The sequence below is a fragment of the Rhodococcus sp. LB1 genome (genome assembly GCF_001583455.1).
In the GTDB taxonomy this organism is placed as follows: Bacteria; Actinomycetota; Actinomycetes; order Mycobacteriales; family Mycobacteriaceae; genus Rhodococcus_F; species Rhodococcus_F opacus.
The window spans coordinates 23,554-39,465 of record NZ_LTCZ01000190.1 but is presented as its reverse complement, the minus strand read 5'-3'; the positions used below and the strand labels follow the sequence as shown (position 1 = coordinate 39,465).

13 protein-coding genes are annotated in these 15,912 nt (G+C 68.8%); 12 read left to right on the top strand and 1 reads right to left on the bottom strand.

The window, feature by feature from the left end:
• Positions 1-77: 77 nt before the first annotated feature.
• Entirely contained in the window at positions 78-1,235 is a 1,158-nt protein-coding gene (locus AZG88_RS24360) for a DUF993 family protein (RefSeq protein ID WP_061699477.1), read from the bottom strand.
• A 118-nt stretch (positions 1,236-1,353) separates the two neighbouring features.
• Between AZG88_RS24360 and AZG88_RS24355 the strand changes: the two genes are divergently transcribed.
• From AZG88_RS24355 to AZG88_RS24300, 12 genes are all read left to right on the top strand, one after another.
• Positions 1,354-2,916 (top strand): acyl CoA:acetate/3-ketoacid CoA transferase, encoded by a 1,563-nt coding sequence (locus tag AZG88_RS24355; protein ID WP_005251310.1) that lies wholly within the window; start codon positions 1,354-1,356, stop codon positions 2,914-2,916.
• Positions 2,917-2,926: 10 nt separating this feature from the next.
• Positions 2,927-4,096 (top strand): acyl-CoA dehydrogenase family protein, encoded by a 1,170-nt coding sequence (locus AZG88_RS24350; protein ID WP_025433225.1) that lies wholly within the window; start codon positions 2,927-2,929, stop codon positions 4,094-4,096.
• The gene (locus tag AZG88_RS24345; protein ID WP_061045360.1) at positions 4,093-4,851 is read left to right on the top strand and encodes an SDR family NAD(P)-dependent oxidoreductase; all 759 of its coding nucleotides are present in this window, start codon (positions 4,093-4,095) and stop codon (positions 4,849-4,851) included. The genes AZG88_RS24350 and AZG88_RS24345 overlap by 4 nt, the downstream gene beginning before the upstream one ends.
• A complete protein-coding gene (locus AZG88_RS24340) occupies positions 4,848-5,675 on the top strand; it encodes an aldo/keto reductase (protein ID WP_061045359.1) in 828 nt (275 codons plus the stop codon). The genes AZG88_RS24345 and AZG88_RS24340 overlap by 4 nt, the downstream gene beginning before the upstream one ends.
• Positions 5,662-6,786, top strand: coding sequence for a glycerate kinase (locus AZG88_RS24335; RefSeq protein ID WP_061045358.1), 1,125 nt, complete (start codon positions 5,662-5,664; stop codon positions 6,784-6,786). The genes AZG88_RS24340 and AZG88_RS24335 overlap by 14 nt, the downstream gene beginning before the upstream one ends.
• Before the next feature lie 120 nt (positions 6,787-6,906).
• On the top strand, positions 6,907-8,016 hold the full coding sequence (locus tag AZG88_RS24330) for a sugar ABC transporter substrate-binding protein (protein ID WP_025433223.1): 1,110 nt from the start codon (positions 6,907-6,909) through the stop codon (positions 8,014-8,016).
• A 47-nt stretch (positions 8,017-8,063) separates the two neighbouring features.
• The gene (locus tag AZG88_RS24325) at positions 8,064-9,095 is read left to right on the top strand and encodes an ABC transporter permease (RefSeq protein ID WP_061045357.1); all 1,032 of its coding nucleotides are present in this window, start codon (positions 8,064-8,066) and stop codon (positions 9,093-9,095) included.
• Positions 9,092-10,609, top strand: coding sequence for a sugar ABC transporter ATP-binding protein (locus tag AZG88_RS24320; RefSeq protein WP_061045356.1), 1,518 nt, complete (start codon positions 9,092-9,094; stop codon positions 10,607-10,609). The genes AZG88_RS24325 and AZG88_RS24320 overlap by 4 nt, the downstream gene beginning before the upstream one ends.
• 44 nt (positions 10,610-10,653) lie before the next feature.
• The gene (locus tag AZG88_RS24315; RefSeq protein ID WP_025433220.1) at positions 10,654-11,631 is read left to right on the top strand and encodes an ABC transporter permease; all 978 of its coding nucleotides are present in this window, start codon (positions 10,654-10,656) and stop codon (positions 11,629-11,631) included.
• Between the two features lie 34 nt (positions 11,632-11,665).
• On the top strand, positions 11,666-12,784 hold the full coding sequence (locus AZG88_RS24310) for a Zn-dependent alcohol dehydrogenase (RefSeq protein ID WP_061699476.1): 1,119 nt from the start codon (positions 11,666-11,668) through the stop codon (positions 12,782-12,784).
• Between the two features lie 16 nt (positions 12,785-12,800).
• Complete coding sequence (locus AZG88_RS24305) at positions 12,801-14,312, top strand: aldehyde dehydrogenase family protein (protein WP_061699475.1); 1,512 nt, start codon at positions 12,801-12,803, stop codon at positions 14,310-14,312.
• A complete protein-coding gene (locus AZG88_RS24300) occupies positions 14,309-15,910 on the top strand; it encodes a GMC family oxidoreductase (RefSeq protein WP_025433218.1) in 1,602 nt (533 codons plus the stop codon). The genes AZG88_RS24305 and AZG88_RS24300 overlap by 4 nt, the downstream gene beginning before the upstream one ends.
• Positions 15,911-15,912: the final 2 nt, after the last annotated feature.

Genomic DNA, 15,912 nt, shown 5'->3' with positions numbered 1-15,912 from the left:
CGGCGAGGTCGGCGACCTCGGTCAGGCCGGCACCCTTGACGGTGACGGAGTTGAGACTGCAGTGCGCGAGGTCCATGTCAGCGGATTCCGTGCACGGCGAAGTACGCCGAGGTGCGCGCGGCGGTGAAGTCGGGATCGGTGAACAGCCCGATCGCGTCGGCGGCGCGGACCAGTTCGGCCAGGTGGGTGAGGCTGCGGCCGGTCTCGAAGCCGCCGATCATCCGGAAGTGCTCCTGCTTGCCGTTCAGGTACGCCAACCAGGCGACGCCGACCTTGTAGTACTGCGTCGGGGCGGCGAACAGCAACCGGCTCAGGGTTTCGGTGGGGCCCAGGATGTTCCGGAAGCCCTGCTCGTCGCCGTCGTCGAGGCGTGCGAACGCGGCGGAGGCGAACGGGCCGAGTGCGGCGAACGCACCGAGGAGGGCGTCGCTGGTGTGGGTGCCGTCGCCGGCGATCAGGTCGACGTAGTTGTAGTCGTCGCCGGTGAACACCCGCACCCCGGCGGGCATCCGCTCACGCAGGGCGATCTCGAGTGCCGGGTCGAGCAGGGACACCTTGATGCCGCGCACGGTGTCCCGGTGCGCGTCGATGATCTGCAGGACGGTGCCCATGGCCGCGCCCGGATCCGCGAATCCCCAGTAGCCGTCGAGGGCGGGATCGAACACCGAACCGAGCCAGTGCAGGACCACCGGGCGGGTGGCCGCCGACAGCACCGCGTCGTACACGGCGAGGTAGTCCTCGGGGCCGGTCGCGGCGCGGGCGAGGTGCCTGCTCGCCATCAGCACCACCTCACCGCCCGCGGATTCGATCGCCTCGACCTGTTCGAGGTAGGCGTCGCGGATCTCGTCGAGCGAGGCGGTGTCGGTCTTCAGTTGATCGGTGGCCACCCCGACGACCACCTTCCCGCCGACCGACTGCGCGTCGGTGAGCGTGCGGACGGCGAGTTCCTTCGCCGCGGCCCAATCCAGTCCCATGCCGCGCTGGGCGGTGTCCATCGACTCGGCCACCCCGAGTCCCAGCGACCACAGGTCGCGGCGTAGTTGCAGGGTCGCGTCCCAGTCGATCTGGTCCGCGGCATTCTCCGCCGACGCCCGCAGCGGATCGGCGACCACATGCGCGGCCGCGTACACCGCCCTGCTGGTCGGCGGGGTGGACCGGGTGTCCAGCCGTGCCGGTGCGTTCAACGCGAGAGTCGTGGGCGAACCGTGGCGATCGGGCAGCAGGATCGAGGCCATGAAATCTCCTGTAATCGTTTTCTTGATGTTGTGCAGCTCACAATATACTGTGTCAATAACCGAGGTCCATAGCGTTCATGGGCCGATTGGCAGAATGTAAGCATTTACAGGAGCGGATATGACACAGCCCGGAACGGGTGCCGCCTCGAGGCGCTGGACACTGACCACCGCGACCCGAGCCGTGAGCGACATCGCGCCAGGATCGACGATCGCCCTCACCGGTTCGGGCGGCGGGATCCTCGAACCGGACACCGTCCTGAAGGCGCTGGAGGAGTGCTTCCTCGCGACCGGATCGCCGAGGGAACTCACGATCGTGCACGCCCTCGGCATCGGCGACCGGGTGAGCCGCGGAACCAACCACCTCGCCCACAAGGGCATGGTCAAGCGGGTCGTCGGCGGGCACTGGACGTGGTCGCCGACCATGATCGACCTCGTCCGCAACGACGAGATCGAGGCGTACGCGTGGCCCGGCGGCGCGATCAGTCAGCTGCTGCGGGAGATCGGCGCACGCCGGCCGGGCCTCATCACAGCGACCGGTCTCGACACGTTCGTCGACCCGCGGCACGGCGGGGGCAAGTTCACGCCGTCCGCCACCGAGGACCTCGTCGAACTCCTGACTCTGGACGGCCGCGAGTACCTGCGCTACAAGCCGTTTCCCGTCGACGTGGCCATCGTCCGCGGCGATTCCATCGACCCGTCCGGCAACGTCACGTGCTCGGGCGAGGCGGCCCAGCTCGACGCGCTGGCCGTCGCTCAGGCGGCGAAGGCGAGCGGCGGCCGGGTCATCGTGCAGGTGAAGAACCTGCTGGACCGGCCGATCGATCCGCGGCTCGTGCACATCCCGGCGGTCCTCGTGGACGACGTCGTGCACGCGCCGGCCCAATGGCAGACGTACGCGGGCGAATTCGATCCGGAACTCTCCGGCGATGCGGCGAACTCCGGTTTCGGCGCCACGAACCACGACCCGATCCGCATGCTGATCGCCCGGCGGGCGGCCGCCGAGGTCCGGGACGGCGACGTCCTGAACGTCGGCTTCGGGGTGTCCGCGCTGGTCGTGGATGCGCTCGCCGAACAGGATCGCCTGGACGACATCACGCTTGCCATCGAGCAGGGGCTGATCGACGGCATCCCCGTCTCCGGCGACCTGTTCGGGGCCGCGCGAGGACCGAAGGTCGTGCACTCGTCGACCACCCAGTTCGATCTGTTCTCGGGCGGCATGCTCGACGTCAGCTGCCTGGGTATGGCCGAGGTCGACTCCACCGGCGCCGTCAACGTCAGCAAGATCGGCGGCGGAATCGTCGGACCGGGCGGGTTCATCGACATCTCCCAGAACTCGCCGCGCGCCGTGTTCTGCGGAACGTTCACCGCCCGCGGCCTGGACGTCGCGATCGTCGGGGGAGAACTGGTGATCCGGCGCGAAGGCTCGGTGCCCAAGTTCGTCGACCGCGTCGATCAGGTCACCTACTCCGGCGCTCTCGCCGTCCGTGAGGGGCGGGAGGCGGTGTACGTCACCGAACGCGCCGTCTTCGTCCTCACCCGGGACGGCCTCGAACTCGCCGAGATCGCACCCGGCATCGACATCGATCGGGACATTCTGCCGCACATGGGATTCCGTCCGATCATCAAGAACCCACGCGTGATGGACGCGGGGTTGTTCGCCCCCGTCGCCGTACACATCTGAGGAGAACTACATGTCAACCGGAAACAGCGTCATTCCCTCGTCGGTGCTCGGCGCCGACGAACGCAAGCTCGTCGCCGAGTTCGTCGACGAACGGATCCGTCCGGTCGCCACCGAGCTGGACGAGACCGAACGATTCCCCGAAGAGATCTACCGGGAGATGGGCAAGATCGGGCTCTTCGGCATCACGGTGCCCGAGAAGTTCGGCGGCTTCGGCGGCACCGCCCTCGACTACCTGTTCGTCATGGAGTCGCTGTCCTACGGGTACGCGTCGGTGGCCGATCAGTGCGGCCTCGTCGAGATCCTCGGCAGCCTGCTCGGCAACTACGGCACACCCGAGCAGCAGGAGCAGTACCTGCGCCCGATGCTCACCGCCGAGAAGCGCTGCGCCTACGCGCTCACCGAGCCGGGATCCGGATCCGACCTCGGATCGATCACGACAAGGGCGGTGCGGGACGGTGACGGCTGGGTGCTCACCGGTGAGAAGATCTACATCCACAACGCCCCCGTCGCGGACTTCGCGGTGGTCCTCGCCGTCACCGACCCCGAACTGGGGAAGCGCGGCGGCATCTCCGTCTTCCTGGTGGACGTCGACCAGCCCGGTGTCAGCCGCGCGTACCACGAACACAAGATGGGCCAGCGGGCCTCGCAGGTCGGAGGGCTGGTGTTCGACTCCGTCCAACTGCCGGCCGACGCCCTCCTCGGCGAGGAAGGCAAGGCCTTCGGTTACATGATGAAGGTGCTGGCCAAGGGCCGTCTCGGCATCTCGGGCCTGAGCCTCGGCATCAGCCGCGCCGCACTGGACGCCGCCACCCGGCAGTCCCTCGACCGCAGCCAGTTCGGCAAGCCGATCTCCGCCAACCAGGGCATCTCCTTCTCCCTCGCCACCGTCGCCACCGAACTGCGGGCCGGCACCGCGCTGTCGGTCGAGGCGGCGCGGGCACTCGACACGGGGGCAGCGGATGCCGAGACGCTGTGCTCGATGGCCAAGCTCTACGCGTCCGAGGGATGCGTGCGCCACGCCGACGCCGCCGTGCAGGTGTTCGGCGGCAACGGCTTCATCCGCGGATACGAGGTCGAGCGCCTCTACCGCGACGCCCGCATCACGAAGATCTACGAAGGCACCAGCGAAATGCAGCGGCTCATCATCAGCCGGGCAGTACTGAAGGGAGCCGCGGCATGAGCGGCGTTGCACAACCCACCAACTCGGTCGATCTGTCGGGGAAGACCGCCATCGTGACCGGTGCGGCCGGTGGGATCGGTTCGGCGATCGCCCGGGCCCTCGCCCGGAGCGGGGCACTCGTGGTGGCGGTCGACGCCGACCCGAAGGTCACCGACGTCGCCGCGGAGTTCGGCGGACACGGTCTCTGCGGCGACCTCACCGACCCCGAGTTCGGTGCGCGCGCCGTCGACTTCGCCCAGCAGCTGTCGGGGCGCCTCGACATCCTGATCAACGCGGCCGGGATCCAGTTGCGGACCACCGCGATCGACGTGGACGAGGACGGGTGGGAACGTCTCCTGGACGTCAACCTGTCGGCGGCCTACCGGTTGACGCGGCAGGCGGCCAAGTCCCTGGTCGACGCCCGCGGCAGCATCGTGAACATCGCGTCGCTGTCCGCGGATCGCGCTGTCCCGGGGATCGTTCCCTACGGCGCGACGAAGGCCGCACTGACTCAGCTCGGCAAGGGACTGGCCGTGGAACTCGGCCCCCACGGCGTGCGCGTCAACACCGTCTCGCCGGGCTACATCGAAACGCCGATGACGGCGGACGTGCTGCGGCAGGAAGACTTCCGCGCCCAGAAGCTGAGCCGTATCCCGTTGCAACGGTTCGCCGACGGCGACGACGTCGCCGACGTCGTGCTGTTCCTGGTCTCCGACGCCGCGCGGTACGTCACCGGGGTGGTCCTGCCCGTCGACGGCGGGTACTCGATCACATGACGAGCCTGGCGACCGTTCCCTCGGTCACGTTGAACAACGACGTCACGATGCCCGCGCTCGGGTTCGGCCTCTTCACGATCCCCGACGAGGACATGGGTTCCACGGTGTCGCACGCGCTGTCCGCCGGCTACCGCGCGTTCGACACGGCCCCGATGTACGGCAACGAGGCCTCTCTCGGCGCGGCGCTGGCCCGAGCGGACGTCGATCGGGACGAGATCTTCGTGACCACCAAGGTCTCGAACGAGGACCAGGGCTACCAGCAGACACTGGACGCGTTCGAGGCGAGTGCGGCGAAACTCGGCCGCATCGACCTGTGCCTGATCCACTGGCCGGCACCGAGCCTCGGACAGTACCTGGAGACGTGGCGGGCACTCGAAAAGCTGTACTACGACGGACGGGTGCGGGCAATCGGCGTGTCGAACTTCCAGCCCGAACAGCTCGAGCGGCTCGCGGAGATCGCGACGATCACCCCGGCGGTCAACCAGATCGAACTGCACCCGCTGCTCACGCAGTCCGCACTGACGGATCTGCACCGGTCGATGGGCATCCGCACCCAGGCGTGGGCGCCGCTGGCGAGGGGGCACCTGAACGACCACGCACTCCTGGCGGCGCTCGCCGCCCGGCACCGTGTGTCGGTCGCGCAGATCGTGCTCCGCTGGCATTTGCAGATCGGGACGATTCCACTGCCCAAATCTTCTGCGGTGCACAGGATGCGGCAGAACGCGAATGTGTTCGACTTCCGGCTGTCCGCCGCGGAGATGGACGCGATCTCGGCCCTGAATCGGGATCAGCGCACGGGACCCCACCCCGATGACGTCGACTGACGCCGGCTCGATGCGGGTGGTGCTGGCCCCGGATTCGTTCAAGGGCTCACTGACCGCGACGGAGGTGGCGGCGGCTCTGGCAGCCGGCTGGTCGACGGTCCGGCCGAACGACGAGCTGGACATGCTCCCGCAGGCGGACGGCGGCGAAGGCACGGTGGACGCCGTCGCGTCCTGCCACGGCACCGGCGTGTGGCGTGAGGTTCCGGGGGTTCGAGGCCCCGACGGACGTCCGACGACCGGACGCTGGCTGCTGCTCCGGGACGGCACGGCGGTAGTCGAGCTGGCCCAGATGAGTGGGCTGCCCCTGATGGACTCGCCGGATCCGGGGGGAGCGTCGACGACCGGCCTGGGGCAGGTGATCGCCGCCGCACTGGCGGACGGCGCGAAGGCGCTGCTGGTCGGACTCGGCGGTTCCGCGTCCACCGACGGCGGTGCGGGCGCCCTGCGGGCGCTCGGCGCGAAGCTCCTGGACCGCGACGGCCGGGAGATCCCCGACGGGGGCGCCGGCCTGGCCGCTCTCGCCTCGATCGACGTGGGCTCACTCACCGAGCCCCCACCCGGTGGCGTCGAACTGCTGACGGACACGACGGCCGTCCTCTGCGGCCCACATGGGGCAGCGCACGTCTTCGGGCCGCAGAAGGGCGCCGACCCCGCGGAGCGCGACCGCCTCGATCGCGCGCTCGCGACGTTCGCCGCCTGCCTCGGCGCACGACTGCCGTGCAGTCCCGACGAACCCGGCGCGGGAGCGGCGGGAGGCACTGGATTCGGACTGTCGGCCTGGGGCGGCCGGCTGGTGCCGGGCGCCGCCCGCATCGCGGAGCTCACCGGGCTGAGCGCCGAGTTCGGCCGCGCCGACGTCGTGGTCACCGGTGAAGGCCAATTCGACGCGACGTCGCTGTCCGGCAAACTCGTCGGTTCCGTGCTGGAACGGTGCGCGGGGACCGCGACCCGATCGGTCGTCGTCGCAGGCCGCCTCGCGGCGGCGCCACCCGGCATCGGGATCTCACTGTCCGACCTGGCGGGGAGCTCCGAATCGGCACTCGCCGCACCCGCGATGTGGTGTCGCGTGGCCGGAGCGGTCGCCGCCGCCCGGCTCACCAGCACTTTGTAATCGATTTCTGATCTGTCCGGTTGATCCGGATGGCCCTTGACCACACCATGCAGCGCTTGACTTGTGACGCCGATCACGGTAAGAAAGCGTTTACATTCTTTTTCAGGAAGTGGACGAACGATGACACGGACGCAACGATCAATCAGGGCGGCAGCCCGGGCCGTCGGCGTTGCCGCGGCAGTCTCCGTCATGGCGAGCTCCGCCATCGCCTGCTCGACGGGATCGGAAGAGATCGAGCGGGACGGGGCGGCCGTCGACCGGGGCGACATGGTGATGGTCTCCGAGGTGCGGTCGCTCACCAACCCGTATGAAGCCGCGTGGGTGCAGGGCAGCCGCGCGTACGCCGAATCGCTGGGGATCGAACTGAAGGTGATCGTCTACGGCGGCGACTCGCAGAACGCGCTGTCGCAGTTGCAGTCGGTGCTCGCCGCAGGCAAGACCGTGCTGCTCAACATCAACCCGAACACGAGCGCCGACACCCCCGCGATCGTGCGCGCCGTGCAGAACAGCGGCGGGTGCGCGGTCACCCAGTGGAGCAAGCCGGCCGACCTGCACCCCTGGGACGTCGGGAACGGATGGGCGTCGTACGTCGCCTACGACGGCGTCCAGCAGGGAGCCGACACGGGGAAGGCCCTCGTCGATTCGCTCGGCGGCACCGGCGGCGTGATCGCGCTGCAGGGTTTGCTCGCCAACGAGATCAGCCAGACCCGGTTCCAGGGCTTCCAGCAGGCGATGGACGGACAGTCCGGCGTCACCCTGCTCGACGACCAGCCCGCCGACTTCGACCGCAACAAGGCCTACACCACCACGCAGACCCTGCTCAACAAGTACGGCGACCAGGTGAACGGTATCTGGGCCGCAACGGATTCCATGGCACTGGGCGCCCTGCAGGCGGTGCGTGAGGCGGGCCGCGCGGGGGAGATCAAGATCGCCAGCGCCGCGGACGCCACCCCGGAAGGCCTGGGCGCCATCGCGAACGGGGAATTGCTCTCCACCTACACGACCGACCCCTACTTCAACGGCGCGATGGGACTCGCCATCTGCTACCAGGCCATGAGCGGCGCACTCGACGTCGAGTCGCTGCCCCGGGAGAACCGCGAGTTCTTCGTCGATCAGTCGCTGATCACCGCGAACAACGTCGACCAGTTCCTCGCCGTGCCGAGTGACGAGGAGATCGTGCGGTCCGTGCAGGATCCGTTCTCCCGCATCACCGGCCCGGTAGCCCGGTAGCCCCCACCCTCGATTCACGAACCACACAATCTTCCGAAGGAGTGACGATGTCGACGACTGAAGTGACCGGGGAGGTGACGACCCCCGCAGAACCTGTTGCGCCCGTGCGCAGCACACGACCACGCGTTCGCCGGCTGCTCTCGACCGCCGGCCCGCTCGCCGCCCTGCTGGGACTGTGCGTCGTTTTCGCCGCGCTGGCTCCCGGCTTCGCGACGGCCAGCAACGCGATGGCGATCGTCGAGCAGGCCGCGATTCCCGTGGTCCTCGCGATGGGTGCCACGCTGGTGGTCCTGGTGGGCGGCGTGGACCTGTCGATCGAGGGCGTGATGGCGGCCAGCGGGCTGACGTTCGTCCTGCTCGCAGCGAACAGCGTCAACGGCAACGACCTGGGACTCCTCGCGGTCCTGCTGGCGCTGGGGGTCGGTCTGCTCTTCGGAGTGGTCAACGGCGTGCTGCACGTCGTCGTCCGGGTGCCGTCCTTCCTCGTCACACTGGGTACGTGGTTCGTCGGTCTCGGTGTCGCCACCGTGCTCTTCGGCACCGCCACCCCTCAGCTCGCCGACCCGTCGCTCGCGGCCTGGGCCGGCGGCCACTGGCTCGGGCTTCCCGTCGTCGTGGTGTTCGCGCTCGCCGCCGTCGCGGTGACAGTGCTGCTGTGCAAGGGAACCCGGCTCGGCATGCACACCTACGCGATCGGCGGCGACGAGGCGACCAGCCGCCTGGCGGGCGTCCCGGTCGGGCGCACCAAGATCATCCTGTTCGCCGTGGCCGGACTGCTGTCCGGGCTCGGCGGAGTGCTGGCCACCATCCGGCTCGGCGTCGGCGACGTGAGCGTCGGATCGGGAAGCCTCTTCCTCACCCTGTCCGCGGTGGTCGTCGGAGGCACCCTGCTGAGCGGCGGTCGCGGCGGACCCCTGCATTCCCTCGTAGGTGTGCTGCTCCTCGTGGTCCTCGGAAACGGGCTTCTCCTGTCGGGCGCCAGCCCGTACATCCAGCAGGGCGCGCAGGGTCTCATCATCGTGGTCGCGGTGATCGCCACCGGGTGGCCCGCCCGCAGTCGATTGAGGGTCGTGAAATGACATCTCTCCTGGAACTCCGCAATGTCACGAAGAAATTCGGACCCAACACCGTCCTCGACGACGTGAGCCTGTCCATCGCTCCGAACGAGGTCGTGGGGCTGATCGGCGAGAACGGCGCCGGAAAGTCGACGCTGCTCAAGATCCTCGCGGGAGTCCACCGCCAGGACGGCGGCCGGATGGTGCTGGGCGGGCGCGAAGTGAGCTTCGGAAGCCCCGCCGACGCCGCCGACCACGGGATCGGGGTGGTGCACCAGGAGCAGTCGCTGCTGCCGAACCTCACCGTCGGCCAGAACCTGATCCTCGGACACGAGGGTGACACCGCCCGCGCCGGGTTCCTCCGCCGACGGAAGATCAGGGCCCGCGCCCAGGAAATGTTGTCGGTGGTGGAGTCGACGGTCGACCCGGGCGCCCTGACCGAGACGCTGGGGTTCGCCCAGCGCCAGATGGTGGAGGTGGCTCGGGCCGTCGGCGGCAGGCAGGTGGAACACCCGCCGCTGCTCATCCTCGACGAGCCGACGTCGGTGCTCGAACCCGAGGACGTCGAAGTGCTCCATCGCCGGGTCACCGCCCTCAAGGAGCGCGGTTCCGTCATCTTCGTCTCCCACCGTCTCGACGAGGTCCTCCGCTTCTCCGACCGCGTGTACGTGCTGCGCGACGGCAAGGTGGTCGGTGAGCGGATCGCCTCGGCGGCAACCGAATCCGAGCTGTACCAGCTGATGATAGGCAAGGGCGCGGCCGAGGAGATCTACTCGTCGGAGCGCAAGCAGGCCGTTCCCCGGACGAGCACGCCGACTCTGTCGGTCCGCAACCTCACCTGCGGCGGCAAGGCGAAGGACGTGTCGCTGGACGTCCACGCCGGCGAGATCGTGTCGGTGGTGGGCGTGGTCGACTCCGGACGCGAGGAGGTTGCCCGCGCCGTCTTCGGCGCCGTCCCCGTCGACTCCGGAACCGTCGAGATCGACGGACAGCGGTCGGCCCCCGGATCACCTGCGGACGCCGTGCGGTCCGGTGTCGCATACGTTCCCGCCGAGCGTCGCGTCGAAGGCATGATCGCGGGCGCGACCGTCGCGCAGAACATCGCGACGGTGCATCCGGTGAAGGCCGGCGGTGGCCGGATCTCCTCGGGTGCCCGGGTGGAGGAGACCGCCCGCGGCTGGATCGAGAAACTCGGCATCCGGCCCGCGGACCCCGACGCCGACATCGCGCGACTGTCGGGCGGCAACCAGCAGAAGGCCGTGGTGGCCAAGTGGATCCTGGGCGACGGCCTGAAGGTATTGGTTCTCGACCACCCCACCCGCGGCCTCGACATCGGCGCGAAAGAAGACCTCTACGCCGTCTTCCGCGACCTCTCCGACCGGGGAGTGGCGATTCTGGTGCTCGCCGACACCCTGGACGAGGCGATCGGGCTCGGCCACCGCGTGATCGTGATGCGGGACGGCGAGATCACCGGCGCGTTCGACTCGCCGCCCGGAAACCCGCCCAGCAAACTCCAACTCCTCGAGATGATGATGTGATCGCCGTGGCAACAAGAACTTCCGCCGAGAGGACTTCCACCGAGATGCGCGCACCCGAGGGTGCGGCGCCGGCCGTGTCCCGGACGACGCGGGACCGGTTGCGGCTGGCAGGCCCGTCGGTCGTGCTGGTCGCGCTCGTCCTCCTCGTCGCGCTCGCCGAACCGAATTTCCTGTCGATGAACGCCCTCGCGGTGGTCTCGGCGCAGGCGGTCCCGATTCTGCTGCTCGGGCTGGGCCAGATGTTCGTCATCCTCACCGGCGGCATCGACCTGTCGGTGGCCGCACTGGCGTCGCTCGCCACGGTGATTCTGGCGACGGTGATCGGCTCCCTCGGTCCCCTCGCCGTCGTCGTCACCCTCGTGGCGCTCACTCTGATCGGTGCGCTGACCGGTCTGCTGATCGTGTTCGGGCAGGTCCCGTCGTTCGTCGTCTCGCTCGGGGCGCTGGGGTTCTGGGGTGCGGTCGCGCTCGTGGCGTCCGGGTCGACCACCATCTACATCAGCGAAGGCTACGACGCGATCTTCTGGCTCAGTTCGTGGACGGTGCTCGGTCTCCCCATGGCGGTGTGGGCCGGTGTCGCCGCAGTGGCCGCGGTGTTCTGCGCGATGCGGTTCTCCCCGCGGGGCAACGTCTTCCACCTCGTCGGACTGGGGGAGAAGGCGGCGATGATGAGCGGCGTCCGAACCCGGATCGTCCGGATCGGCGCATTCGCCCTGTCCGGATTCTTCGCGGGCGCCGCCGGTATCGTATTGTCGGCCCAGCAGCAGAGCGCCGCACCGCAACTCGCGGATTCGCTGCTCCTGCCTGCCATCGCGGCCGTGCTGGTCGGCGGCTGCGCCATCACCGGTGGAATCGGTGGAGCGTGGCGGGTGCTCGTCGGCGCCCTGGTGGTCACCGTTCTCCGGGTCGGCGGCTCGGTGGCCGGCATCGACCCCAGTTTCCAGCAGATCGTGTACGGCGCGGTCGTCATCGTCGCGGTCGCCGTGACCCTCGACCGCAGCCGGCTCTCGATCATCAAGTAAGACTCTGTGTCAGTGTGAGATTCGAAGGAGAACGATGAGTACGACGGCACGCGGTGCGGTGATTCACGAAGTGGGCGGCAAGTGGGAGGTCGACGACCTCGTCCTCGCGGAGCCCGGTCCCGGCGAGGTGCGGATCAAGGTGATGGCGTCCGGACTGTGTCACTCCGACGATCACCTCGTCACCGGTGACATTCCCAATACGCTGCCGCTGGTCGGCGGACACGAGGGTGCCGGTGTGATCGACGCGGTCGGGCCCGGTGTCACCCGGCTCGCCATCGGCGATCACGTCGCCACCGCCTACCTCCCGGCCTGCGGAACTTGCGCCTGGTGCGCGCAGGGGATGCAATATATCTGCGACACGGGGGCCGGTATGGAGGCTGGTTTCATGCTCGACGGAACAGCGCGGTTCGCCACGCAGTCAGGGCGGCCGATCGGCGCCATGCAGCGCCTCGGCACGTTCGCGAACTACCTCGTCACCTCGCAGGCCCAGGCCGTCGAGATCGATGACGACATCCCGTTCGACGTGGCCTGCCTCGTCTCGTGCGGGGTGGCCACCGGGTGGGGCTCCGCCGTGAACGGCGCGGTCGTCCGCCCCCGGGACACGACAATGGTCGTCGGGGTCGGCGGTGTGGGGATCAACGCGGTGCAGGGCGCCCACCACGCGGGTGCGGCGCACGTCGTCGCGGTCGACCCGGTCCCGTTCAAACGCGAACGAGCCCTCGAACTCGGCGCCACCCACGCGTACGCGTCGATCGACGAGGCCATGCCGTTCGTCCGCTCGGTCACCAACGGGCAGGGCGCCGACAGCGCCGTCGTCACCGTCGGCGTGGTGGACGGACAGCTGATCGCCGACGCGTTCGGAGCCGTCCGCAAGGAGGGAACCGTCGCCGTCGTGTCGATCGGCCAGAACGAACCCGGGATCCCGATCAGCCCGCTCGAACTGGTGGTCTACGCCAAGCATCTGCGGGGGGTGCTGTTCGGCAATTGCAACCCCACCCGGGACATCCCGGCCCTGCTGGACTACTACAAGTCGGGACGACTGAAGCTGGACGAACTGATCACCCGGCGCTACAGCCTGGGCCAGGTCAACGACGCATACGTGGACATGCACGCGGGGCTCAACCTGCGTGGTGTCCTGATCCACGAACACTGACGAGGAACTGCCAAAGATGTCGACAGTCGAAGCAACACAGATCCGCAGCTACGGACACTTCATCGGCGGGCGCAGCGTGCCCCCGTCGGAGAACATCATCGAACGGGTCAGCCCGGCCGACGGCCGCGTCGTCGCCACGTTCACCGCGGGCACCCGCGCCGACGCGGCCCTGGCCATCGCGGTCGCGCGGGAGGCCTTCGACGAGGGCGAGTGGCCGCACTGGACCGCGATGGACCGCGGCCGGGCACTGCTGCGCTGCGCGGGGCTGATGCGCGAGCACGAGGAACGACTCGCCCGGATCGACGCTGAGGAGTCGGGCAAACCGATCACTCTGGCCCGCGGCGACGTCGGCGCGAGCATCGAGTTGTTCGAGTACGCCGCGGCGCTGGCCATGACGATGCACGGTGAGGCACACACGGCTCTCGGCGACGACTGCACCGCCATGGTGGTCCGGGAGCCCGCCGGCGTGGTCGGCATGATCATCCCGTGGAACTTCCCGCTGCTCCTGCTCGCGCAGAAGTTGCCGTTCGCGCTCGGCGCGGGCTGCACGGCGGTGGTGAAGCCGTCCGAGTTCACGTCCGGCACCGCCGTCGAGCTGGCCCGGTTGCTCACCGAGGCCGGGATCCCCGACGGGGTGGTGAACGTGGTGACGGGCGCGGGTGCCGAGGTCGGTGCCCCGCTCGCGGAGAGCAGCCTGGTCGACATCCTGTCGTTCACCGGGAGCACCGCCACCGGTAAGCGCATCGTGGAGGCCTCGGCGGGCAGCGTCAAGCGACTGTCGATGGAACTGGGCGGCAAGGCCGCCAGCGTCGTGTTCGACGACGCCGACCTCGACGACGCACTCGACGGAGTCCTGTTCGGTGTGTTCTTCAACCAGGGTGAGTGCTGCGTGTCGGGTGCCCGGCTCCTGGTCCAGGACTCGATCGCGGACGCCTTCCTCGCCCGCCTAGTCGAGGCCGCCGGCCGCATCACGGTGGGCGGACCGCTCGACGACGCCAGCGAACTGGGTCCGATGATCGACGCCGGCCACCTCGAGAAGGTGCTCGGGCACATCGACGCGGCGCGGCGGGACGGCGCGACCGTCCTGACCGGCGGTGATCGGCTGGGCGGAGAGAACTGGGGGAGCGGGCATTTCGTCGCCCCCACGATCCTCGACGGCGTGGCCGAGGAGTCCGCCGCCTTCCAGGAGGAGATCTTCGGTCCCGTGCTCACCGTCACCCGGTTCAGCGACGTCGACCACGCCATCCGGCTCGCCAACGCCACCGAATACGGACTCGCCGGATCGATCTGGACCAAGAACATCGACAAGGCGCTGCGGGTGGCGAAGGAGATGCGCAGCGGCCGCGTGTGGGTGAACACCACCATCGACGGCGCCCCGCAGCTGCCTGCCGGCGGCATGAAGCAGAGCGGGTTCGGCCGCGAGATGGGGCAGGCCGGCTTCGACGAGTTCACCGACGTCAAGACCATTCAGATCCGCACCGGACCACGTCAGCGCGTGTTCCCGAACTGGACCGGAGGCAACCGATGAGTGCCACCTACGACTACGTCATCGCGGGCGGCGGCACCGCGGGCTGTGTGCTGGCCGGACGGCTGACCGAGGATCCAGCGGTCCGGGTCCTCCTGCTCGAGGCCGGCGGCAACGACCGGCATCCGTTCATCCACGTGCCGGCGGGCTTCGCGAAACTCACCGCGAGCAAGTACGACTGGGGATTCTCGAGCGTCCCGCAGAAACACTGCAACGACCGGGTCATCCCACTCGCCCAGGGCAAGGTCATCGGCGGTGGCGGCTCGATCAACGCTCAAGTGTTCACCCGGGGCGCGCACGAGGACTACGACGAGTGGGCGCTGAAATACGGCTGCGCGGGATGGTCGTTCGAGGAGATCCAGAAGTACTTCCTCCGGTCCGAGGACAACGAACGACTGTCGGCGCCGTACCACGGCACCGACGGGCCGCTCGGGGTCTCCGATCCCGTCAATCCTCATCCGCTGTCGAAGTCGTTCGTCCAGGCGGGTCAGGAATTCGGGCTGCCGTTCAACGGCGACTTCAACGGCGAGCACCAGTACGGTGTCGGCCTCTACCAGACGACCACGAAGAACGCCCGCCGGTGCAGCGCCGCCGTCGCGTACCTCGCACCCGCCAGGAAGCGGCCCAACCTGACGGTGCGGGAGAACGTCGCCGTGTCGCGGGTGCTGCTCGACGGCGGACGCGCCACCGGGATCGAGGTGCTCACCCCGCACGGTGTGGAGACGTTCCGCGCGTCCCGCGAGGTGCTGGTCGCGGCGGGCGCGTTCGGATCACCCAAGATCCTGCAACTGTCGGGGATCGGTCATCCCGACGACCTTCGCGACGCGAATGTCGAGGTGGCCCATGCCCTTCCCGGTGTCGGCCGGAACCTGCACGACCACTGCGACCTCGACGTCATCTACGAACTCCGTGAATACCAGAGCCTCGACCGACTGAACCTGATGCGTCCGGCCACGGCGAAGGCGGGACTCGAGTACGCGGCCTTCCGGCGGGGCCCGCTGGCGTCGACCGTCGTCGAGGCCGGTGGGTTCAGTTTCGGGCACGCGGCGGAGTCGATTCCGGATCTGCAGTTCCACTTCCTGCCCGCCGCCGGCGTCGAGGCCGGTGTCGCCGCGGTCCGTCCCGGCTACGGCTGCACCCTGAACTCGTACTCACTGCGGCCGGAGAGCCGCGGCTCGGTGAAGATCAGGTCGAACGATCCCACCGCCCAGCCGCTGATCGACCCGAACTTCCTCGCCACCGACTTCGACCTGGAGTCGAGCATCGAGGGGCTCCGGCAGAGCCGCGAGATCATGGCGCAGTCCTCGATGGCGCGGCACATCAAGGCGGAACATCTGGCCGGTGGTCTGTCGGTGAACACGAAGGACGACTACGTGAAGTTCGTCCGCGAGTACGGCCGTACCTCGTACCACCCGGTCGGCACGTGCGCGATGGGTGTCGGTGACGACGCCGTCGTCTCACCGGAATTGAAGGTGATGGGCATCGAGGGTCTGCGGGTGGTCGACTCGTCCGTCATGCCGCGCATCGTCAGTTCCAACACCCAGGCTCCCACGGTGATGATCGCCGAGAAGGCGATCGATCTGATCCGTGGGGAAGGATGACC

What these genes read in the sequence shown, in the direction of transcription:
- AZG88_RS24305 (WP_061699475.1), top strand. Translation starts at nt 12,801, where the DNA reads ATGTCGACAGTCGAAGCAACACAGATCCGCAGCTACGGACACTTCATC.
- AZG88_RS24350 (WP_025433225.1), top strand. Translation starts at nt 2,927, where the DNA reads ATGTCAACCGGAAACAGCGTCATTCCCTCGTCGGTGCTCGGCGCCGAC.
- AZG88_RS24340 (WP_061045359.1), top strand. Translation starts at nt 4,848, where the DNA reads ATGACGAGCCTGGCGACCGTTCCCTCGGTCACGTTGAACAACGACGTC.
- AZG88_RS24315 (WP_025433220.1), top strand. Translation starts at nt 10,654, where the DNA reads ATGCGCGCACCCGAGGGTGCGGCGCCGGCCGTGTCCCGGACGACGCGG.
- AZG88_RS24360 (WP_061699477.1), bottom strand. Translation starts at nt 1,235, where the DNA reads ATGGCCTCGATCCTGCTGCCCGATCGCCACGGTTCGCCCACGACTCTC.
- AZG88_RS24320 (WP_061045356.1), top strand. Translation starts at nt 9,092, where the DNA reads ATGACATCTCTCCTGGAACTCCGCAATGTCACGAAGAAATTCGGACCC.
- AZG88_RS24325 (WP_061045357.1), top strand. Translation starts at nt 8,064, where the DNA reads ATGTCGACGACTGAAGTGACCGGGGAGGTGACGACCCCCGCAGAACCT.
- AZG88_RS24335 (WP_061045358.1), top strand. Translation starts at nt 5,662, where the DNA reads ATGACGTCGACTGACGCCGGCTCGATGCGGGTGGTGCTGGCCCCGGAT.
- AZG88_RS24310 (WP_061699476.1), top strand. Translation starts at nt 11,666, where the DNA reads ATGAGTACGACGGCACGCGGTGCGGTGATTCACGAAGTGGGCGGCAAG.
- AZG88_RS24345 (WP_061045360.1), top strand. Translation starts at nt 4,093, where the DNA reads ATGAGCGGCGTTGCACAACCCACCAACTCGGTCGATCTGTCGGGGAAG.
- AZG88_RS24355 (WP_005251310.1), top strand. Translation starts at nt 1,354, where the DNA reads ATGACACAGCCCGGAACGGGTGCCGCCTCGAGGCGCTGGACACTGACC.
- AZG88_RS24330 (WP_025433223.1), top strand. Translation starts at nt 6,907, where the DNA reads ATGACACGGACGCAACGATCAATCAGGGCGGCAGCCCGGGCCGTCGGC.
- AZG88_RS24300 (WP_025433218.1), top strand. Translation starts at nt 14,309, where the DNA reads ATGAGTGCCACCTACGACTACGTCATCGCGGGCGGCGGCACCGCGGGC.